Below are 20,166 nucleotides of genomic sequence, written 5' to 3' on the forward strand. Positions count from 1 at the left end.
GTGCCCGGTGAGCCGGGCACGGCGCGCTCCGGCGGTCGGTCAGTGGTCGCGGGCGAAGCGCCGGCGGGCCCAGCCCGCCAGCGAACCCGCGATCACCAGCGCGGCTCCGGTCTCGATCGCCAGTGCGGTCCACACTCCGGTCACTGGGGGCCTCCTCTCGAATTCCGCCGGGCCCGTCCTGAACCGGGCCCGGTCCGGTGCACACCATGTTCAACATCAAGAAGCAGTGGATCTTTCCTCGGCGGCGCCGCCCGATGGGTGATCTGCCCCACGTTCGCCACTTCTGACCTGCGACGAAACCTCTACGGAGGGTGAGAGTCGCAGCTCGTCGCCCCGCCGGCGCCCGTCACCCCGGTCCCGCGGCGGCGAGCAGGGGCGTTACGGGGGATGTTGCGCCTGGGTGCGAGTTGTGTGGCGCGGGAGCAAATCAGAGGTGCTGCGAATGGCTCCTTGCGACCGTCTCATTACCGTCTGTAGCGTCACGGGTGGCCAAAGGCCACCTCTTCCCCGCAGGACCACGACGAATCGGTGGTGTGGACGTGACGGAACAGCAGCAACAGGAGCACCAGCAACAGGACCACCAGCTGAGCCTCGGCACCGCGGCCGCGCGGAACCTGGCGACCACGACCAAGTCCGTCCCGCAGATGCAGGGCATCACGTCGCGGTGGTTGCTGAAGCTGCTGCCCTGGGTGCAGGCTTCCGGCGGCACCTACCGCGTCAACCGGCGGCTCACCTACACGCTGGGCGACGGCCGGGTCACCTTCGTGACCACCGGCGCGGACGTCCGCGTGATCCCGCGCGAGCTCGGCGAGCTGGCCCCGCTGCGGGGCTACGACGACGACCTGACCCTGGACGCCATCGCGGGACGCTTCACCCAGCAGGAGTACGCGCCCGGTGACGTCGTCGTCGAACGGGGGCGCCCCGTCGACCGCGTCGTCCTCGTCGCGCACGGCAAGCTCAGCAAGATCGGCGCCGGCGAGTACGGCTCCGACGCCGTCCTCGGGACGCTCGCGAACGGCGACTTCTTCGGCGAGCAGGCCCTCCTCGGGACGCAGGAGGGCGAGGAGCCGCCGACCTGGGAGCACACCGTCAAGGCGGTGACGACCTGCACGATCCTCAGCATGAGCCAGGCCGACTTCCAGGAGACGCTCGGCCGGTCCTCCTCGCTCCAGGCGCACCTCGACGAGTACCGGGCGAGCCCGCGGCGCGCGCACAACGCGCACGGCGAGGCGGCGATCGAGGTGGCGTCCGGGCACGACGGCGAGCCCGTCCTGCCGAGCACGTTCGTCGACTACGAGGCGTCCCCCCGCGAGTACGAGCTGAGCGTCGCGCAGACCGTGCTGCGGGTCCACACCCGCGTCGCCGACCTCTACAACCAGCCGATGGACCAGATCGAGCAGCAGCTCAGGCTGACCATCGAGGCGCTGCGCGAGCGCCAGGAGCAGGAGATCGTCAACAACCGCGACTTCGGCCTGCTGCACAACACCGACCTGTCGCAGCGCATCCACACCCGCTCCGGGCCCCCCACCCCCGACGACATGGACGACCTGCTCACCCTCGTCTGGAAGGACCCCGCGTTCTTCCTCGCGCACCCGAAGGCGATCGCCGCGTTCGGCCGCGAGTGCAGCGCCCGCGGCATCTACCCCGACAGCGTGGACGTCGGCGGCCACAAGGTGCCCGGCTGGCGCGGCGTGCCCATCTTCCCGTGCAACAAGATCCCGGTCTCGCCGACGCTGACCAGCTCGATCCTGCTGATGCGGACCGGCGAGGCGGCGCAGGGCGTCGTCGGGCTGCACCAGGTCGGCCTGCCGGACGAGTACCAGCCGGGCCTGTCGGTCCGGTACATGGGCATCGACGACAAGGCGCTCCTCAACTACCTGGTCAGCGCGTACTACTCGGCCGCCGTCCTGGTGCCCGACGCGCTCGGCATGCTGGAGTCCGTCGAGGTCGCCCACGGCGGTGCCGGCGCGTGACGGAAGAACGCCTGGCCCTCTCCACCCGCGCCGCACGCAATCTCGCCTCCACCACCAAGACCGTCCCGCAGACGCAGGGCATCACCCCGCGGTGGCTGCTGTCGCAGCTGCCGTGGGTGCAGGCCGGCGGCGGTGCCTACCGGGTGAACCGCCGCCTCACCTACCGGCTCGGCGACGGGCTCGTGACGTTCGTCAACGACGGCGCGGCGATCCGGGTCGTCCCGCCCGAACTGGCCGAGCTGCCGCCGCTGCGCGGCCTGTCCGACCCCGCGGTCCTGGACGGTCTCGCCGCGCGGTTCGAGCAGCGCGAGTACGCGCCCGGCGAGCTGATCGCGGAGTCGGGCGGGCCCCTCGACGCGGTCCACCTGATCGCGCACGGCAAGGTCGAGGAGAGCGTCCCCGGCGCCTACGACGCCGCCGGCCGGGTCGGCGTCCGCGACGGCGGCGGGTTCTTCGGCGCCGACGCCCTGCTCGGCGAGCCGGGGGAGTGGGCGCACACGTTCCGCGCGCTCACCCCCGTGATCGTCCTGTCGCTGCCGCGGGAGGCGATCGAGGAGCTGACCGAGCGGTCCGAGGCGCTGCGCGCGCACCTGGAGGAGTACCGCGCCGCGCCCGCCCCGCCGCGGACCAGGCACGGCGAGGCGGCGATCGAGGTGGCGTCCGGGCACGGCGGCGAGCCCGTCCTGCCCGGCACGTTCGTCGACTACGAGGCCTCGCCCCGCGAGTACGAGCTGGCCGTCACCCAGACGATCCTGCGCGTCCACTCCCGGGTCGCCGACCTCTACAGCGAGCCGATGGACCAGGTCGAGCAGCAGCTCAGGCTGACGATCGAGGAGGTCAGGGAGCGCCAGGAGCACGAACTGATCAACAATCGCGACTTCGGGCTGCTGCACAACGCGGACCTGCGGCAGCGCATCCAGACGCTCGGGGGCCCGCCGACCCCCGCCGACATGGACGAGCTGCTGGCCCGGCGCCGCAAGACCCGGTTCTTCCTCGCCCATCCGAAGACGATCGCGGCGATCGGCCGGGAGTGCACGCGGCGCGGCGTGTACCCCGCGCCCGTCGAGGTCGAGGGCCGCCGCGTGCACGCCTGGCGCGGCGTCCCGATCCTCCCGTCCGACAAGATCCCCATCTCCCCGACCGGGACCAGCTCGATCCTCGCGCTGCGCACCGGCGAGGACGACCAGGGCGTCGTGGGCCTGCACCGCACCGGACTGGAGGGCGAGGTCCGGCCGGGCCTCGCCGTCCGGTTCACCGGCATCGACGACAGGGGGCTGCTGACCTACCTGGTCAGCGCCTACCAGTCGGCCGCCGTGCTGGTCCCCGACGCCCTCGGCGTCCTGGAGAACGTCGAGATCGCCCGCTGACGAGAGGGGACCCGCCATGCCCGCCTGGAGAGACGACCCGGCCGTGATCGGCTGCGACCACCGGACGGGGCCGCGGCACCGCCCCCGGACGGCGGCGGAGGTGCTGACCTGGAGCCGCCGCCTGCTCGACCCCGCGCTGCGGCACGTGGTCGAGTCCATGCCGGACGCGTCGCGCTCCACCGCGGGCTTCCACTTCGGCTGGCGCGACGAGCGCGGCCGGCCTGCCGCCGGGGCGGGCGGCAAGGCGATCCGGCCCGCGCTCACGCTGCTGGCCGCGGAGGCGGTCGGCGGGACGGTCCAGGCCGCCCTGCCGGCCGCCGTGGCGGTCGAACTCGCGCACAACTTCTCCCTCATGCACGACGACGTGATGGACGGCGACCTCACCCGCCGGCACCGCCCCACCGCGTGGGCGGTGTTCGGCGCCAACGCCGCGATCCTGTCCGGGGACGCCCTCCTCGCCGCCGCCTACGAGATCCTCGCCGAGGAGCCCTCCGCGGTGGTGGCCCGCGGCGTGCGCATCCTCGCCCGGGCCGTCCTGGAACTGGTCGAGGGCCAGCGCGCCGACCTGGCGTTCGAGGAGCGCGCCGACGTCACGCTCGACGAGTGCCTGGCCATGGCCGCGGGCAAGACCGGCGCGCTGCTCGGCGCCTCGTGCGCGCTCGGCGCCGTGTACGGCGGCGGCACCGCCGGGCAGGTCTCCCGCCTGCGCGTCTTCGGCGAGCGCCTCGGGCTGGCCTTCCAGCTCGTCGACGACCTGCTCGGCATCTGGGGCGAACCGGCGGTCACGGGCAAGCCCGTCCACGCCGACCTGCGCCGCCGCAAGAAGTCGCTGCCGGTCGTCGCGGCCCTCACCTCCGGCAGCGCCGCCGGGGGCGACCTCGCCGCCCTCTACCTGCGCGACGCGCCGCTCACCGACGAGGAGGCGGTCGTCGCCGCAGGGCTCGTCGACGCGGCGGGCGGCCGCGCCTGGGCCGCCGCGCACGCCGACGAACTCCTCACCGACGCCCTCGCCGACCTCGACGCCGCCGGCGCCGCGCCCTGCCCCGACGCCGAGCTCCGGGGACTGGCCCGCCTGATGACCGACCGCGACCACTGATCTCCCGCCCGTAGCGAGCTCTGCCCCTACACTGCAGGGCGTGCCGCCCCTCCACCCCGCCGATCCCGAGCAGCTCGGCGCCTACCGGCTCGCCTCCCGGCTCGGCGAGGGCGGGCAGGGCGTGGTCTATCTCGGGCACGCGCCCGACGGGACCCGCGTCGCCGTCAAGGTGTTCCACCCGCAGCTGACCGGCGCCATCGACACCTTCGCCCGCGAGTTGGAGGCGGCCGAGCAGGTCGCGCGGTTCTGCATCGCGCAGGTGCTCGACTCCGGCGCGGTCGGCGAGCGCCGCTACATCGTCAGCGAGTACGTCGACGGGCCGCCGCTCAGCCGGGTCGTCGCCGAGCACGGCCCCCGGTCCGGCAGCGCGCTCGACCGGCTGGCCGTCGCGACGGCCACGGCCCTCGTCGCCCTGCACGACGCCGGGATCCTGCACCGCGACCTCAAGCCGCACAACGTGCTGATCGGCGCGGACGGCCCGCGGGTCATCGACTTCGGCATCTCGCGCGCCCTGTCGGGCGCGCAGACGATGGTCAGCCGCGCCGTCGGGACGCCCGCCTACATGGCGCCCGAGCAGCTCGAACCGGGCGAGATCGGTCCCGCGGTCGACGTCTTCGCGTGGGCGTCCACGATGCTGTTCGCGGCGACCGGCCGCCCGCCGTTCGGCAACGAGTCCGTCGCCATCGTCTTCAACCGCATCGCGAACGAGGAGCCGTCCCTCGCCGGTGTGGAGGAGCCGCTGCGCGGCCTCCTCGCCGAGTGCTTCGCCAAGGACCCGGCGTCCCGCCCGTCGGCGCAGCAGGTCCTCGACCGCCTCGTCCTCAGGACGGGCCGAGCCCGGGCCGCGTCGCCGGTGCCGCCACCGCCCGCGCCTGATTCGTCGAGCCCGGCCCCGCCGGATCCCTCTCCACCGGATCCGACTCCATCGGCGCCGCCTCCTCCGGCCCTGACCTCACCGGATTCGTCTCCGCCGGCTCTGACTCCGCCGGTCCCGTCCGCGCCGGCTGCACCGCCGAACGGCACCCTCCCTTCGTCCGAGCTCATGCCGCCGTCCGACTTCGGCGCGGCGAGCGCGTTGACGGTGCCGCCCAAGCCGCGAAGGCGCAGGCGGATCGTCCTCGCCGGTGCGGGCGCCACCGCGGTGGCCGTCGCCGCCGCCGTCGCGGTCGTCTGGTTCGCGAACGGCGACTCCGGCGGCAAGAAGGGTCACCCCGTGGGGCCGGCGGCCTCCGCGGGCCTGGCCGCCACACCGTCCACCGCCGGTGGCTCGCCCGGAACCGCCGGAGGGCGGACCGGCGCGGCACGTCCGGGCACGTCCCCGTCCGCCGCCTCCACGACGCCGCGGGCGCCGGGGTCGTCCCGGCCGCCCTCGTCCTCGCCCCCGCCCTCGCGCAAGGTGAGGCTCGTGCGGGCCGATCTCGGCCCCGGGCACTTCACCCCGTACTGCCAGAAGCTCGGCTGGGAGTGGATCGAGTACCGGGAGACGCCGACTCCCGGCGAGTACTGCGTCATGCGCAAGGGCGACACCATGAAGCTGTCGACGGCCCAGCTCGACGACGCGTGCCGGTGGCGGTTCGACGACCCCCGGGCCCGCCACTACTTCAAGGGCAAGTCGAACTACTGCTACACGATGAAGCCCGCCTCCTGAGCGGGGCCCGCTTCCGGTTCGATCATATGTTCGAGTAGGGTCGAGCCGTGCAGGCTCCCGAACACGTCCCGTTCCTGTGCCCCGCCGGGCACCGGCTCGACCCGGGCCGGGTCATCGTCGGCTGGTCGCCGTGCGTCTGCCCGCCCTGCGACAGGCGGGGCCGGGGGCTGCGCGGCCACCGCACCTACCTGTGCCTCGACTGCAAGGACGAGCACGTCACGACGAAGTGCTATCTGCCCCACCACGTCCCGGCCGAAGGCGCCGAGTACCGCTGGCCCTGACGGCGGGGCCGGTCAGTACGGAAGGACGCGGCCGGACGGCGTGCGCAGGTCCAAAGATGTTCGTTCGGCCAGGTCGGCGGCGGTGCGTTTTTCGATTCTGACGCGGACTCGACCCTTCATGACGCTCCCCTTCCCCCGGCTTTACTCGCCCCTGGTACGAAACACCTGCCCACATTCGTTCGATTTCACCATCGCCGACGGGCGTCGTTTCGCGCGTCGGCCGGGGGAGGTATCAGCGTTCACCACCTGAGGCGCAGGTCAGCCGGGGGTCAGCCCTTGATCTGCGTCCAGGCCTGGGCCCAGCGGGAGTAGTCCACGCATTTGTTGCCGCGGTCGTCCCCGCAGTTCTTCACCGGGGTTTTCCAGAACGCCAGGCGCTTGTAGAACTCCGGGTCGCCGACGTGATAGGTCGAGCAGAAGCCCTTGGCCGTGTACCGGCACGCCTTGGGGTTGGCGGGCGCCTCGCCGAACCACTGCGCGACCTCCGCCTGCACCTTCGGCATGGTGATCCAGTTCATCCACTTGTACATGCAGGTCGGATGCTGGGCCTTCGAGGAGATCATCCACGTGTCGGACCAGCCGGTCGCGCCCTCGTCCGGGATCGTCGTGGCGACCGGCGCCTTGTCCGTCATGGCCAGGTTCGCGGTCACCTGCCAGGCGGTGCCGGCGTAGTTGTAGCCGCTCTTGAACGACTGGAGTTCGTCCAGGTAGTTGGCCCAGTACTGGTTGACGTTCGGGCGCTGCTTCTTGAGCAGGTCCACCGCGGCGTCGAACTGCTTGTCGTCCAGCTCGTAGACGTCGGTGATCTTCAGATCGGGACGGTGCGTCTTCAGGTAGAGCGCGGCGTCGGCGATGTAGATGGGGGAGTCGTAGGCGACGACGTGCCCGGCCGCGGGGGACTCCTTGTCCCACACCACGCTCCACGACGTCGGACGCTGGGTGATCTTGTCCGTCCGGTACATCAGCATGTTGGCGCCGTAGCCGTGCGGGACGCCGTACATCCGCCCGGCGGCGGAGTTGTACGGCTGGTTCTTCAGGTACTTGGCGATGTCCTCCCAGCTGCTGAGCAGGCCGGTGTTGACGGGCGCCACCGTCCCGCCGTAGATGAGCCGAAGGCTCGCGTCGCCGGACGCCGACACGCCGTCGTACCGCCCGGTCTTCATGAGCGCGACCATCGAGTCGGAGGTGTCGGCGACCTTCGTGTACACCTTGCAGCCGGTCGCCTTCGTGAACGGCGTGACCCAGTCGACCTTCGGGTCGTTGGTGCCGTTCTCGGCGTACCCGGCCCAGGCGACGAGGTCGAGCCGGCCCTCCGGAGTGCCGAGTTCCTGCAGCATCGGGACGTCGGGCGGCGCGGCGGCCCCGTCGGAGCCGCCACTGCAGGCGCCGGTCAGCGCCGCCGCGACCAGCGCCCCCGTGGCGAGCAGGGTCCGGCGGGCGCGGGCCGGTGGGCGCACGGTCGTCGTCGCATCTGGGGTACGAGCCATCACGCTGAGGCATCGTAGGGGTATTTTGGGCTGTCCGTCGCCACAAAACGTGATGATCTGGAAACTGTCGACACATGGTGGCGGACCGTCCTAGGCTCTCCTGCGTTCCGCGTGAGCCGCTCCGCACGCAATCGATGCCAGCCGTCCGACCAGTCGATGTCAGCCGTCCGACCGAGTTGAAGGTTCAGCCGCAGTGCCAAATCGAGGCCGCACAACGGACTCGTCCGCCGGACACCGGCGGGCTCCCAAGGCCGCGCGTTTCCGGTCCATCCGCTTCAAGGTCGTCCTGATGGTCACCGTCTCGGTGGTCTCCCTCGGCGTCCTGTGGGCGTTCGCCGCGAGCATCGCGCTCGGCGAGGGGCTCAACCTCCGCCACGTCAAGACCGTCCAGGACCACTACGGCTACCCGTCGGGTGCGCTCGGCAGCGCCCTGCAGGCCGAGCGGCGCCTGTCGATGGTGTACCTCGGCGGCCGCGCGGAGGGAGACCGCGCCGCCATGGAGTCCGGCCGCCTGGTCACCGACCGGCAGGCCGACCTGTTCCGCAAGCTCGCCGAGTCCGAGGCCGTCGACGGCGCCGCCCCGAAGGACGCCCAGCGCATCGCCGGCAAGATCCTGACCGAGCTGGACGGGCTGGACGACCGGCGCCGCGCCATCGACGCCGGCCGCCTGGACCGGGCCCGCACCTTCGCCGACTACACGGCCCTGCTCGGCGACGTCGGCGCGCTGCAGGGCTCGCTCGCCACCCTGGACAACTCCGAGGTCGCCAAGGACGCCCGCAACGAGGCGTCGCTGACCCGGGCCCGTGAGGTCCTCGCGCAGGAGGACGCGCTGCTGGCGGGCGCGCTCGCCGCCGGCAAGATCACACCCGGCGAGCACTCCCAGTACGTCAAGCTCGTCGGCACGCAGCGCACCCTCTACACCTACACGGCGGCCGAGCTGCGCTCCCCCGACCAGGCCTACTACGAGCGCATCGTCGGCATGCCCGAGTACAGCCGGCTCCGGACGCTGGAGGACCGCTTCGTCGCCGCGCCCCGGCTGGTCAACGCCACCGGCGCCGCCGGCGCGCTGTGGAAGACCACCGCCGACTCCAACCTCACCCGGCTGCGCGGCCTCGAACTGTCGGTGTCGGCGGGCGCCGAGAAGCGCGCCCAGCCGATCTCCGAGGGCATCATCACCCGCGTCGTCCTCGCGGGCGCGCTCGGGCTGGTCGCGGTCGTCGCCACCCTCGTCCTCGCGGTCTGGGTCGCCCGCTCCGTCATCCGCGAGCTGCGCCGCCTGCGCCGCGAGGCGATCGACCTGGCCGACGTCCGGCTGCCCGGCGTGATCCGCCGGCTGCGCCGCGGCGAGGAGGTCGACGTGGCCGCCGAGGCGCCGCCGCTGGCGTTCGGGACCCGCGAGATCGACCAGGTCGGCGAGGCGTTCAACGCCGCCCGCCGCACCGCGATCCAGAGCGCCGTCGAGGAGGCGACGCTCCGCCGCAACGTCAGCGACGTGTTCGTCAACCTCGCCCGCCGCAGCCAGACGCTGCTGCACCGCCAGCTCAAGCTGCTGGACTCGATGGAGCGGCGCATCGAGACCCCCGACGACCTGGAGGACCTGTTCCGGGTCGACCACCTCGCCACCCGCATGCGGCGGCACGCCGAGGGCCTGATCATCCTGTCCGGGCAGGCGCCCGGCCGCGGCTGGCGCAGCCCCGTCGCGATCGTGGACGTCGCCCGCGCCGCCGCGTCCGAGGTCGAGGACTACACCCGCGTCAACGTCGCCCCGATGACCCGCGCCGCCATCGTCGGCCCGGCCGTCGCCGACGTCATCCACCTGCTCGCCGAGCTGATCGAGAACGCCGCGACGTTCTCGCCGCCGCACACGACCGTCCAGGTGCAGGGGCAGGCCGTCTCGCACGGGTTCACGCTGGAGGTCGAGGACCGCGGCCTCAGCATGGACGAGCCCAGCCTCGCCGCCGCCAACGAGCGGCTCGCCACCGCCGCCGAGTTCGACCTGTCCGACAGCGCCCAGCTCGGCCTGTTCGTCGTCGGCCGGCTGGCCCGCCGGCACGGCATCAAGGTCACGCTGCGGACGTCCCCCTACGGCGGCATGACCGCGATCGTGCTGCTGCCCGAGGAGCTCGTCGTCCCCGACGAGGGCGGCCCGGCGCAGAGCGCGCCCGCGCTCACCACCCGCCGCGCCGAGGACGCGCTCGTCCCCGTCGGCACGGTCGTGGGCGGCGCCAGCGTCCGCAGCGGCCCGCAGCCGGTGCTCGACGAGGGCGGGTCCGTGCTGCACCTGCCGTCCGGACGGCACGCGGCGCCGTCCGCGGTCCCGTCACCGTCACCGTCCCCGTCTCAGACCCCGCCGCCGGAACCGCTCGCCCAGCCCGCGCAGCCCGTCCGCCCGTTCATCCCCCCGGCCTCCGCCATGTCCCCGTCCGGGCAGCCGTCCGGAGAGCCGGACGCGCTGACCGGTCCCATCCCGGTGTTCGAGGAGCCGATCCAGGGCTCCTCGCCGGCGCCCCGGCCGGCCGCGTCGCCGTGGGGCGACCCGTCGCCCGAACCCGCGTCGCCCCCGCCCCCGCCTCCGCCGAGCGTGCCGCGCTCGCCCCGCGAGGTCCGGCGCCGTCCCCCGGGCAAGTCGTCCGGCTCGGACCGCCCCTCGTTGCCGAAGCGGGTCCGGCAGGAGAACATGGCCTCCCAGCTGCGCGAGGAACGCTCCGAGCCGGCCGCGCCCGCGCCCGCCGCCCGCGCCGACCGGTCGCCCGAGCAACTGCGGTCGATGATGTCGTCCATCCAGAGGGGCACCCGGCGCGGCCGCGCCGAGTCCCTCGATACCGAGGAATCGTGACGGACCATGACCGGTCCTGGCAGCGAATGGCTAGATGACGAGGCCGGCCCGATCGTGCGGTCGTACGCGCTCACCCGCGGGCGCGCCAGGCCCGCGACGGGCGAGTCCTTCGACATGATCACGATAATCTCGACCGCGGCGCGGCCGCGGTCGGGCTCACCCGGCATCGGCCCCGAACATCTCGACATCCTGGAGATGTGCCTGCGACCGCTGCCGGTGGCCGAGGTCGCGGCGCGGGTCGGGCTGCCGCTCGTCGTCGTGCGGGTGCTGCTCGGCGACCTGCTCCACCACCGGCTCATCACCGCCACCCGTCCCCAACAGGAGAGCGCGCTCTCCAAGGAACGTCTGCTGAGGGAAGTGCTCCATGGTCTCCAAGCCCTCTGAGAACGCCGGTACGGCCCCAGGAGGGAGCGCGGGGCCGTCACCCCGGGAGGGGGTCGGCCCGGCCACTCCGGTCGCTGTGAAGATCCTCGTCGCGGGGGGCTTCGGCGTCGGCAAGACCACGCTCGTCGGCTCCGTCAGCGAGATCCGCCCGCTGCAGACCGAGGAGCTGCTCACCGACCGGGGCGTCGGCGTCGACGACACCGAGGGCGTCGAGCAGAAGACCACCACCACCGTCGCGATGGACTTCGGCCGCATCACGATCCGCGACGGCCTCGTGCTCTACCTGTTCGGCACGCCCGGCCAGGACCGGTTCTGGTTCATGTGGGACGAGCTGTCCTACGGGGCGCTCGGCGCCGTCGTGCTCGCCGACACCCGCCGCCTCTCGGACTGCTTCCCCGCCGTCGACTACTTCGAGAACCGGGGCCTGCCGTTCGTCATCGCCGTGAACCGCTTCGACGACGGCTACGACTACACGCCCTCGGAGATCCGGGAGGCACTCGACCTCAGCGAGGGCACCCCGGTCGTGATGTGCGACGTCCGGGAGCGCAACTCCGGCAAGGACGTGCTGACGACCCTGGTCAGGTACCTGCTGGCGGTGCACGAGGAGACCGCGCGGGCGGACGCTCCGGCGCTGTAGGCTGCCGGTCGAGATGAACCGGACACGCGCGCGGCTCTCCGACGGCCGCGAGATCGTCTACTACGACGAGGCCCCCGGCCGGGCGCCCGCCGCGGATCCGCGCGGCCTGCCGCCGGTCGAGCCGGTGTGCGAGGTCCGCCGCGACCCGCTGACCGGCGACCACGTCACGATCACCGGGCACCGCAACACGCGCACGTTCCTGCCGCCCGCCGACCAGTGCCCGCTGTGCCCCGGCGGCCCGGCCTCGGAGATCCCGGACGCGTCCTACGACGTCGCCGTGTTCGAGAACCGCTTCCCGTCCTTCGACGTCCGCACCCCGCCGGTGCCGCCCTCCATCGACGGTGTGGAACGGTCCCGCGGCGCCGGGCGCTGCGAGGTCGTGTGCTTCACTGACGACCACTCCACCTCGATGGCGCTGCTGCCCGTCTCCCGCGTCCGGACGGTCGTCGACGCGTGGGCCGACCGCACCCGCGAGCTGTCGGCGATCCCCGGCGTCGCGCAGGTGTTCGCGTTCGAGAACCGCGGCGTCGAGATCGGCGTCACCCTGCACCACCCGCACGGCCAGATCTACGCCTACCCGTTCCTCACCCCCCGCACCGAGCGGATGCTGGCGTCGGCCTCCGCGAACCCGGACCTGTTCGGCGACGTCCTGAAGGCCGAGCGCGCCGGCAGCCGCGTCGTGCTGTCCGGCGAGCACTGGACGGCCTACGTCCCCGCCGCCGCCCGCTGGCCGGTCGAGGTGCACCTCATGCCGCACCGCCACGTCCCCGACATGGCCGCCCTCGACGCGGGGGAGCGCGATGAGCTGGCCGTCCTCTACCGAGACCTCCTGCGCCGCTGCGACGCCCTCTACGGCGCCCCGCTGCCCTACGTCGCGGGCTGGCACCAGGCGCCGGTCGGCGAGGGCCGCGAGCTGCTCCGCCTGCACCTGGAGCTGTTCTCGATCCGGCGCGCCGCCGACAAGGTCAAGTACCTGGCGGGCTCGGAGTCGGGCATGGCCGCCTGGATCAACGACGTCCCGCCGGAGGACGTCGCCGCGCGCCTGCGCGCCGCCCGCTCCTGACCCGCTCCTGACCCGACCGATTTCGCGAGTGTCCGGAACGATCTGCGCCGCGTGGCCTACGCTCCGACGCATGCCGGAAAGCGTGCTGGCGGACCCGTTGGCGCGAGGGTCCTTCGACGGCGTCACCGCCACCGCCGAGCGCCCGTCGCTGGCCTTCACCTCCCGGATCGGGCAGGGCGTGAACACCGGCCAGGCGTGGGACCTGGCGGCCGGCGCGCCGCTCGGCCCGCCGATCCCCGACTTCCCGGCCGACCGGGCCGAGTGGGCGTTCGGCCTCCCCGCCGGGTCGCCGACGGTCGCCTGGACGCACCGCGACCGCCTCCACGTCCACGACCTCCGCACGGGCCGCGAACTCACCCTGGACGCCCACCCCGACCTGCTCGGCCTCACCGTCCACCACGGCCGCGGCGCGGTCGTCGCCGTCTTCGGCCCCGCGAACGACGCCGAGGTCGCCGTGTGGGACGCGGGCACCGGCGAGCGCCTCGCCGACTTCCGCCTCTGGCTCGGCCACCACACCTCCGTCGGCCGCGGGCTCCTGCACGCGACGCCCGCGACGGGCGCCCTCGCCGGGCTGGCCGGCGACGCCGCGGTCACGCTCCTGGACCTCGAACGCGGCGAGGAGATCTCCGCCGTCCCGCCCGGCTGCGCGACCCTCACCCCGTCCCCTGACGGCCTCGTCCTGCTCTGCCCGGCCCCGGAGGGCCTGGGCGTGCACGGCCTGGACGGCGACCGCCTCGCGACCCTGTCCGTCCCGGCCCCCTGCGGCCACGTGGCCGCGGCCCTGGTCGGCGGTCACCTCCTGGTGGCCGCCGCCCTCCAGGACGCCCCCGGCACCGTCTTCGCCTGGAACGCCGCCGCCCCTGAGCCGTCCCACAGCATCGATCTCCCGGCCCCGGCCAACGACCTGGCCCTGGCCCCCGACGGCACCCTCCTGGCCGCCACAGACACCGGCCTCTACGCCGCCCGCCTGGGCACATGAAAAGGGCACCGCCGGCGCCCGTGGGCGCCGGCGGTGGGGGGTGGGAGGTCAGCGGTTGGCGAACTTGTACTGGATGGCCGCTTCCTTCGGGGTGAGGGGGCGGTCGAGGAACATCAGGCCGTCCATGCGGCAGTTGCAGGGGTTCTTCTCCGCGGTGTTCTGCGGGTAGCTGCCGCCGATCTTGATGCCGCGGGGGTCCGTGGCGGACGTGACGTCGGGCTCGGGGGCGCCTTCGAGGCCCCACGGGTCCCCGGCCGTCGTGTAGAAGCCGTCCAGCGGCTTCCCGTCCTTGTAGAGCGCCATCTCGCCGGTGTCGTAGTCGAACGTCGCGGCGAGGTGCACCCAGGTGTTCTGGGGGAGGATGCTCTGCCAGTCCTGGCTCGCCGCGAACGTCTGTGACTTCGAGCCGTCCACGCGGCGGCCCAGCGCGACGACGTGCAGGGTGCCGGAGACCTCGATGATCTCCAGCAGAGCCCGCACGGCGTGGCCGTCGGAGTCGCCGGTGAGCAGGCCGGACAGGCCGATCGCGTTGTAGACGTCGGCCGGGTTGGACGTCTCGGTGTTGGGGCTCGGGTTCGTCCCCGTCATCTTGAACCAGCCCGCCAGCGTCGCGCCCTTGGCGGAGCTGAACGCGCGCAGGGAGGGGACGCCGGACGCGGAGAAGACCCCCGCCTTCCAGTCGTCGTTGCCCTTCGCGGCCGGGTTCACCTGCCCGAGCTGGATGGCGTGCCGCCGCGCGCCGTCCCGCACGCGCATCGCCCCGCCGCCGTTGATGAGGTTGATCGTGGTTCCGGAGCTTCCGCGGTCGGCCTCGCGGGACGGGTCGCCCTGGACGGGGTGCTCGAAGTCGTAGTAGGAGATCAGGTTCTTCTTCAGGGGCGGGAAGACGCCGCCGGTCGAGGCGTGGGCCGGGGCGGCGGCGACGCAGAGGGAGGCGCCCAGCAGCGCGGTGGTGAGTGCGGCGGTGCCGCGGCGAATCATCATGTCGACTCCTTGGAGCCCTCCGGCCGGGCGCCGGCTCGCGGCGCCCGGCCGGAGGGGGCCGTTACTTCGCCGGGGTTCCGCGGACCGTCAGGTCGCGGAGCCGGCCGATGTTGTCGAACGAGCCGAAGCCCACCCGGCCGGAGCCGAGGGTCGTGTCGCGGGCCGTGAAGACCGGCTTGGACGAGCCGTCCACGTACACGGCGATCTCGCCGGTGTCCGCGCGACGGTCCACCCGGACGCCGTGCCACGCCTCGTCGGTGATGGCAGGCGGGGCGCCGTGCGACCGGTTGGCGTTCCACTGCTGGTCGATGCGCAGCCGGTCGGCGCCGTTCACCAGGAAGATCCCGTTGTGGGGGTAGATGGTGTTGTCGCTGGACAGGTGGGTGTAGTAGTAGTGCGTGTCGTCCTGATAGCCGAAGATGACGATCACGTCCCGGTTGCTGACCGACACCGGCGTGTCGAGCCGCACCTTCGCGTCGATCCGCGTCGAGGTGAGCGCGGGGCCCTTGTTCAGCACCGCGTACTCGAACGGGCGGCGCGGTCCGGGCCGCTGCTCGCCGGCCTCGGCCAGGATCACCTGGTCGCCGGGGAACCGCCACTTGGACGGCGTGACGGGCGTCCAGTTCTTGGCGTCCATCGCGTTCGCGACGCGGACCGGTCCCGCCGCGCCGGACGCGACCCGCTTCGTCCCGACGACCTTCCAGATCTTGCCGTTGGCCTTGGCGAGCAGGTACGGCTCGCCCTTGCCGTCCGACCCGTACCGCAGGTCGACGCGCTGGTCACCGGCCAGCTCCCGCATCGTGACGGGCTTGCCGGAAGTGTCGTAGGCCGCCAGATCGTAGATCTGGGCGCGGTTCGTGCCCGTCGCGTCGTGCTTCATCTCCGACTCTTCGGTGTACATGAGCCGGCCGCTGACGATGTCGGTGAACAGGTACTTGCCGCGCAGAGCGGGCAGCCTCGCGCCCCGGTAGACGTAGCCGCCGGAGATGGCGCGGCCGACGTCGCTGGAGCAGTTCCAGTCGGCGGGCGGGTCGTGGTCGTAGGCCGCGAGCGGGTACTCGTAGTCGTACTTGGCGTCGTCGGCCGGCAGCGGGTACAGGTGGCAGCGGTCGTCCTTGCGGAACGTGAACGCGCCCTCCCGCTCGCTCCACCCGATGTTCGCGCCCGGGTAGAGCTCGTGAATCGACTCGATCTCGTGCTCGCCGATGTGCGCGAGGAACAGGCGGTGGGTGCCGCCGGTGTCCCAGCTGAACCGGTGCGGGTCGCGCATGCCGTAGGCGTAGATCTCGCCGAGCTTGCCGGCCTGCCCGGCGAACGGGTTGTCGGCCGGGACGCCGTACTTGCCGTTGGCGCCGTCCTTGCCGGCCGGGTCGATCCGCAGGATCTTGCCCTGCGGGACGCCGAGGTTCTGCGGGTCGCCGCCGTTGTCGCCGACGTTGCCGTTGCCGCCGTCGCCGACCGAAAGGTAGAGCTTGCCGTAGTCGGCGTCGCCGGGACGGGCGTTCGGGTTGAAGTCGATCTGCTGGAGGTTGTGGATGCGCCCGGCGAACCCGATGCGCAGGATCTCGCGGTGCGTCCCGGAGAAGGTGTCGGCCTTCGGGTCCGTGGCGGTCCACTCGTCGACGACGCCGTGGTAGCCGGTCTTCGGCTGCGGGGTCAGGTCGGGCGTCTTGGTCTTCAGCGCCTCGCCCGCCTCGACGTGCGTGGTGTAGAACTTCCCGTTCTTGCGGAAGTCGGGGTGGAACGTGACGAATCCGAAGCCCTGTCCGAGTCCGGCCTGGGAGAAGAAGTCGGGCGCGAACGTGGCGGCGACGTCCAGGTAGACGTGCGGGGTGCGGGTCTTCTTGTCGAGCAGGTACAGGTTGCCGTTCAGGTCGGGCACGTACAGGCGGCCCGAGTGGTCGGGGACCTCACCGACGTGGTTGATGCGGTTCCACCGCAGCAGCCGCGGGTCGGTGGGGGTGCCCGTCGGCGTCGACTTCGGCAGTTGCGCGACCTCCTGGAGGACGAGGCCGAGGCCGGACGGGGCGGGGTCGTCGGGGATCGGGTCGAGGATCGGGGCGTCGTCCCGGGCCTGCGCCGCAGGCGGGACGCTGAGCAGCGGAAGCAGCAGCGCCGCGATCGTCAGGAGACACCAGCTGAGCTTTCTTCGCATTCCAGCCGTCCTAGGGTGGGGATCGGTGGCAGGAAAGCGCTTTCTGGAAGCGCTTTCCAGAACGTACGACCGGCGTCGCCCGACGTCAAGGATCAATTTCGGGCCAGCCGGATGTGGACATCTCGTCACGACCGTTCGCGGCGGAACCACGCGTGGACCAGCGTCGCGACCGCGGAGACGACGAGCCCGACGGGTGCGGCGGCCGCATGCCCGGCCAGGGTCAGCGCCACGGCCACGGCCGCGCCGGGCGCCCAGATCCACGTCGCCACGGGCCGTCCCGCGCGCCCGCGCCGCCTCCGCCCGAACTCCGCCGCCATCGGCGGGACGAGCGCCGGCAGCGCCGCCGCCAGCACCGTCAGCCATTCGAGCAGCATCCGGTCGACCCGCATCACCGCCAGTACCGCCCCGGGCAGAGCGATCGCCAGCACCGCCACAACCCGCCGCCCCCGCGACGTGGGGGCGCCGTGGGACGGGCGGGGGAGGAAGCGGTCTGTGGCGAGGGCGCCGGAGTGGACGGCGGCGAGGGTGGGGGCTATGACCGACGCGGCGACGAACAGGTTCGCGGCCGGAAGGCCGTCCGGACCCGCGAGGACGGCGACCACGTCGGTGGAGCCGCTGGCCGCCGCGACCCCGGCGCCGACGACGGAGGCCGCCAGGGCCGGGACGACGAGCAGGGCGACGCACGCCGCGAGGTCGCGGCGGCCGCGCAGGCCGACGGTGAAGTCGGGGGCCCGCACGGCGAACACCGACACGTACCCGATGTAGCCGGCGAGGTCCGCGGCGAGGACGCCGGGCGGCCCGTCCCGCGCGAACGAGACCGGGGAGGCGGGCGGCGCCAGCTTCACCGCGACGATGCCGATCAGCGCGACCGCGGTGAGGGTGGTGACGACCGCGACCGCGTTCCACCGCCCGCCGCCCGCGACCAGCACCGCGACCGTGGGGACGGTCAGCGCCGCGACCCCGACCGCGTCCGGGACGCCGCCGAGCGCCGCGGCGGCCGCCCCGCCGAGGCCGACGTTGAACCCGAACCAGCCGGCCATCGCGACCGCGAGCAGCGCGGTGAAGGCCCGCTCGGCGACCGGGGCCAGGTAGCGGGGCGCGAGGTCGGCCATGCCGGCGTTCTCCCCGGCGGGCTCCCGCAGGCCGAGACGCCCCTGCGCGGCGAGCAGCGCGGCCATGACGGCACCGCCGACGACCAGGACCGGGACGGGCAGCGCGCCGCCGTGCCGCCCGCCGACCTGCGCCCCGAGGACGAGCGCGCCCGGCGCCGTCCCGATCCCGAGCCACGCCCCGGACGCCGCCCGCCACGTCCGGCCGCCGCCGGACCCGGACGTGCGCGGGCGCGCCGGAGCGGACGTCACGCCCCGTACTCCGCGGGGGCGTGCTCCTCGAGGACGTGCTCCTCGAAGCGGGCCATCGTGAGCGCGAGTGCCTCGGGGCCCGGCATGGCCCAGAGCGCGTCGTTGAAGATCTCCACTTCGATCGGGCCGGTGTAGCCGGTGGCGTCCACGGCCTCGCGGAACCGGCGCAGCTCGACGTGCCCGTCGCCGAGCATGCCGCGTCCGGTGAGGACGCCCTCGGGCAGCGGCGTGACCCAGTCGGCGACCTGGAACAGCGAGATGCGGCCCTCGGCGCCCGCGCGGGCGATGCCGTCCCACACGGCCGGGTCCCACCACAGGTGGTAGGTGTCGACCATGACGCCCACCTGGGCGGACGGGAACGGCGCCGCCAGGTCGAGCGCCTGCCCGAGGGTGGTGACGACGCAGCGGTCCGAGCAGAACATCGGGTGCAGCGGCTCGATCGCGAGCTGGACGCCGTGCTCGCCCGCGTAGGGCGCGAGCTCGGCCAGGACGTCGGCGACGCGCGAGCGCGCCCCGTCCAGGTCGCGGGACCCGTCCGGCAGGCCGCCGCTGACCAGGCAGAGGGCGGGCGCGCCCAGTTCGGCCGCCTCCTCGACGGCGCGGCGGTTGTTCTCCAGCGCGTCCGGCTCCTGGAAGAAGCCGCCCCGGCACAGGGACGTGACCGCCAGCCCGTGGTCGCGCATGAGCTTGCCCGTGCGGGCCAGGCCGTACTCGGCGACGGGCTCCCGCCACAGCCCGACCGCCGTCACCCCGGCGGACGCGCAGCCGGCGGCGAGTTCCTCCAGGGGCCAGTGCCTGGTCGTCCACTGGTTGAGGCTGAACCTCGTCACGCGGCCCCCTGGACGGTCAGCCAGGCGCGCATCCGGTGCGCCGCGAGGTCGGGGTCGGGGAAGAGGCCGGCGGCGTCGGCGAGCTGGAAGAGGCCGGACATGTGTGGCACGGAACGCGCGGTCTCCAGCCCGCCGACCATCCGGAAGTGCCGCTGGTGGTCCGTCAGCCAGGCCAGGAACACCACGCCCGTCTTGTAGTAGTAGGTGGGGGTCTCGAAGAGGTGCCGGGCCAGCGGCACCGTCGGGCCGAAGATCTCCTCGTAGGACGCGGTGTCGCCGCCGTCCAGCGCGTGCAGGGCGGCCGCGGCGGCGGGCGCGATGGGGTCGAAGACGCCGAGCAGCGCGTCGCTGTGGCCCTCGGAGTCGCCCCGGATCAGCTCCGGATAGTTGAAGTCGTCCCCGGTGTAGAGGCGGACCCCGGACGGCAGCCGGCGGCGCAGGTCGATCTCCCGTCCCGCGTCGAGCAGCGAGATCTTCACCCCGTCGATCCGGGACGCGTGCTCCTCGATCAGGGCGAGCAGGGCGCCGGACGCCACGTCCAGGTCGGACGAGCCCCAGTAGCCCTCCAGTGCCGGGTCGAACATCGGGCCCAGCCAGTGCAGCACGACCGGCCGCCTGACCTGGGCCAGCAGCCTCCCGTACACGGCGGCGTAGTCCTCCGGGCCGCTCGCCGCGGCGGCCAGGTGCCGGCTGGCCATCAGCACCGGCACCGCGCCGACGGACTCGATGACGGCGAGCTGCTCCTCGTAGGCGGCGGCGATCTCCTCCAGCGACGCGGGCCCGGCGGGCAGCTGGTCGGTGCCCGCCCCGCAGACGATGCGGCCCCCTGCTGAAAGCGCTTCCTCACCGCTCCGCACGATGAGCTCGCGGGTCGTCGGCCAGTCCAGGCCCATGCCGCGCTGGGCGGTGTCCATCGCCTCGGCGACGCCCAGCCCGTACGACCACAGGTGGCGGCGGAACGCCAGCGTCGCGTCCCAGTCCAGCGCGTCCCCGCCCGCCACCACGTGCGCGGCCGCGTACGCGACGCGCGATGCGGCGGGCCCGGCGGGCGGCTTGTAGGTGCGCGGCTCGCTCATCGCGTAGCC

The 20,166-nt window shown here is 73.3% G+C and carries 16 protein-coding genes; 10 read left to right on the forward strand and 6 right to left on the reverse strand.

Going from position 1 to position 20,166, the window contains the following annotated elements:
* Positions 1–539: 539 nt before the first annotated feature.
* Genes AB0C84_RS40905 through AB0C84_RS40925 form a run of 5 tightly spaced genes read left to right on the forward strand, consistent with a single transcriptional unit; the run spans position 540 to position 6,365 of the window.
* Positions 540–1,973, forward strand: a complete 1,434-nt coding sequence (locus AB0C84_RS40905; RefSeq protein WP_361076916.1) for a family 2B encapsulin nanocompartment shell protein — start codon at positions 540–542, stop codon at positions 1,971–1,973.
* Positions 1,970–3,340 carry a family 2B encapsulin nanocompartment shell protein gene (locus AB0C84_RS40910; RefSeq protein WP_361076919.1) on the forward strand — a complete coding sequence of 457 codons (1,371 nt, stop codon included), beginning with the start codon at positions 1,970–1,972 and terminating at the stop codon, positions 3,338–3,340. The genes AB0C84_RS40905 and AB0C84_RS40910 overlap by 4 nt, the downstream gene beginning before the upstream one ends.
* Before the next feature lie 16 nt (positions 3,341–3,356).
* Positions 3,357–4,436, forward strand: a complete 1,080-nt coding sequence (locus AB0C84_RS40915; RefSeq protein WP_361076922.1) for a family 2 encapsulin nanocompartment cargo protein polyprenyl transferase — start codon at positions 3,357–3,359, stop codon at positions 4,434–4,436.
* Between the two features lie 40 nt (positions 4,437–4,476).
* A complete protein-coding gene (locus AB0C84_RS40920) occupies positions 4,477–6,084 on the forward strand; it encodes a serine/threonine-protein kinase (protein WP_361076925.1) in 1,608 nt (535 codons plus the stop codon).
* Positions 6,085–6,131: 47 nt separating this feature from the next.
* The gene (locus AB0C84_RS40925; RefSeq protein WP_179846570.1) at positions 6,132–6,365 is read left to right on the forward strand and encodes a hypothetical protein; all 234 of its coding nucleotides are present in this window, start codon (positions 6,132–6,134) and stop codon (positions 6,363–6,365) included.
* A gap of 269 nt (positions 6,366–6,634) precedes the next feature.
* Here AB0C84_RS40925 and AB0C84_RS40930 read toward each other — a convergent pair whose 3' ends face one another.
* Complete coding sequence (locus AB0C84_RS40930) at positions 6,635–7,852, reverse strand: ABC transporter substrate-binding protein (protein WP_361076984.1); 1,218 nt, start codon at positions 7,850–7,852, stop codon at positions 6,635–6,637.
* A 289-nt stretch (positions 7,853–8,141) separates the two neighbouring features.
* On the opposite strand from AB0C84_RS40930, the gene AB0C84_RS40935 reads away from it, so the two are divergent.
* The 5 genes from AB0C84_RS40935 (at position 8,142) to AB0C84_RS40955 (ending at position 13,751) form a co-directional block, all read left to right on the forward strand.
* Entirely contained in the window at positions 8,142–10,688 is a 2,547-nt protein-coding gene (locus tag AB0C84_RS40935; protein WP_361076928.1) for a nitrate- and nitrite sensing domain-containing protein, read from the forward strand.
* A 6-nt stretch (positions 10,689–10,694) separates the two neighbouring features.
* Complete coding sequence (locus tag AB0C84_RS40940) at positions 10,695–11,072, forward strand: DUF742 domain-containing protein (protein WP_258941866.1); 378 nt, start codon at positions 10,695–10,697, stop codon at positions 11,070–11,072.
* A gap of 76 nt (positions 11,073–11,148) precedes the next feature.
* A complete protein-coding gene (locus AB0C84_RS40945) occupies positions 11,149–11,709 on the forward strand; it encodes an ATP/GTP-binding protein (RefSeq protein ID WP_258941867.1) in 561 nt (186 codons plus the stop codon).
* A gap of 13 nt (positions 11,710–11,722) precedes the next feature.
* Entirely contained in the window at positions 11,723–12,772 is a 1,050-nt protein-coding gene (gene galT, locus AB0C84_RS40950) for a galactose-1-phosphate uridylyltransferase (RefSeq protein WP_361076931.1), read from the forward strand.
* Positions 12,773–12,842: 70 nt separating this feature from the next.
* Complete coding sequence (locus AB0C84_RS40955; RefSeq protein WP_361076934.1) at positions 12,843–13,751, forward strand: hypothetical protein; 909 nt, start codon at positions 12,843–12,845, stop codon at positions 13,749–13,751.
* 48 nt (positions 13,752–13,799) lie between these two features.
* Here AB0C84_RS40955 and AB0C84_RS40960 read toward each other — a convergent pair whose 3' ends face one another.
* The 5 genes from AB0C84_RS40960 to AB0C84_RS40980 all read right to left on the reverse strand — a co-directional run bounded on the left by AB0C84_RS40960 (position 13,800) and on the right by AB0C84_RS40980 (position 20,157).
* Complete coding sequence (locus AB0C84_RS40960) at positions 13,800–14,735, reverse strand: LamG-like jellyroll fold domain-containing protein (protein ID WP_361076937.1); 936 nt, start codon at positions 14,733–14,735, stop codon at positions 13,800–13,802.
* A gap of 61 nt (positions 14,736–14,796) precedes the next feature.
* Positions 14,797–16,890 carry a PQQ-dependent sugar dehydrogenase gene (locus AB0C84_RS40965; protein ID WP_361076939.1) on the reverse strand — a complete coding sequence of 698 codons (2,094 nt, stop codon included), beginning with the start codon at positions 16,888–16,890 and terminating at the stop codon, positions 14,797–14,799.
* Between the two features lie 125 nt (positions 16,891–17,015).
* Complete coding sequence (locus AB0C84_RS40970; protein WP_361076942.1) at positions 17,016–18,251, reverse strand: hypothetical protein; 1,236 nt, start codon at positions 18,249–18,251, stop codon at positions 17,016–17,018.
* Complete coding sequence (locus tag AB0C84_RS40975) at positions 18,248–19,081, reverse strand: sugar phosphate isomerase/epimerase family protein (protein ID WP_361076945.1); 834 nt, start codon at positions 19,079–19,081, stop codon at positions 18,248–18,250. Before AB0C84_RS40975 ends, AB0C84_RS40970 begins: the two co-directional genes overlap by 4 nt.
* Positions 19,078–20,157: a dihydrodipicolinate synthase family protein gene (locus tag AB0C84_RS40980; protein WP_361076987.1), complete on the reverse strand. Its 1,080-nt coding sequence runs from the start codon at positions 20,155–20,157 to the stop codon at positions 19,078–19,080. Before AB0C84_RS40980 ends, AB0C84_RS40975 begins: the two co-directional genes overlap by 4 nt.
* Positions 20,158–20,166: the final 9 nt, after the last annotated feature.

It is taken from the genome of Actinomadura sp. NPDC048955 (assembly GCF_040649435.1).
In the GTDB taxonomy this organism is placed as follows: domain Bacteria; phylum Actinomycetota; class Actinomycetes; order Streptosporangiales; family Streptosporangiaceae; genus Spirillospora; species Spirillospora luteofluorescens.

Coding starts and splice junctions, on each gene's coding strand:
- galT (WP_361076931.1), top strand. CDS start 11,723: ATGAACCGGACACGCGCGCGGCTCTCCGACGGCCGCGAGATCGTCTAC.
- AB0C84_RS40955 (WP_361076934.1), top strand. CDS start 12,843: ATGCCGGAAAGCGTGCTGGCGGACCCGTTGGCGCGAGGGTCCTTCGAC.
- AB0C84_RS40965 (WP_361076939.1), bottom strand. CDS start 16,890: ATGCGAAGAAAGCTCAGCTGGTGTCTCCTGACGATCGCGGCGCTGCTG.
- AB0C84_RS40980 (WP_361076987.1), bottom strand. CDS start 20,157: ATGAGCGAGCCGCGCACCTACAAGCCGCCCGCCGGGCCCGCCGCATCG.
- AB0C84_RS40940 (WP_258941866.1), top strand. CDS start 10,695: ATGACCGGTCCTGGCAGCGAATGGCTAGATGACGAGGCCGGCCCGATC.
- AB0C84_RS40930 (WP_361076984.1), bottom strand. CDS start 7,852: ATGGCTCGTACCCCAGATGCGACGACGACCGTGCGCCCACCGGCCCGC.
- AB0C84_RS40915 (WP_361076922.1), top strand. CDS start 3,357: ATGCCCGCCTGGAGAGACGACCCGGCCGTGATCGGCTGCGACCACCGG.
- AB0C84_RS40935 (WP_361076928.1), top strand. CDS start 8,142: ATGGTCACCGTCTCGGTGGTCTCCCTCGGCGTCCTGTGGGCGTTCGCC.
- AB0C84_RS40960 (WP_361076937.1), bottom strand. CDS start 14,735: ATGATGATTCGCCGCGGCACCGCCGCACTCACCACCGCGCTGCTGGGC.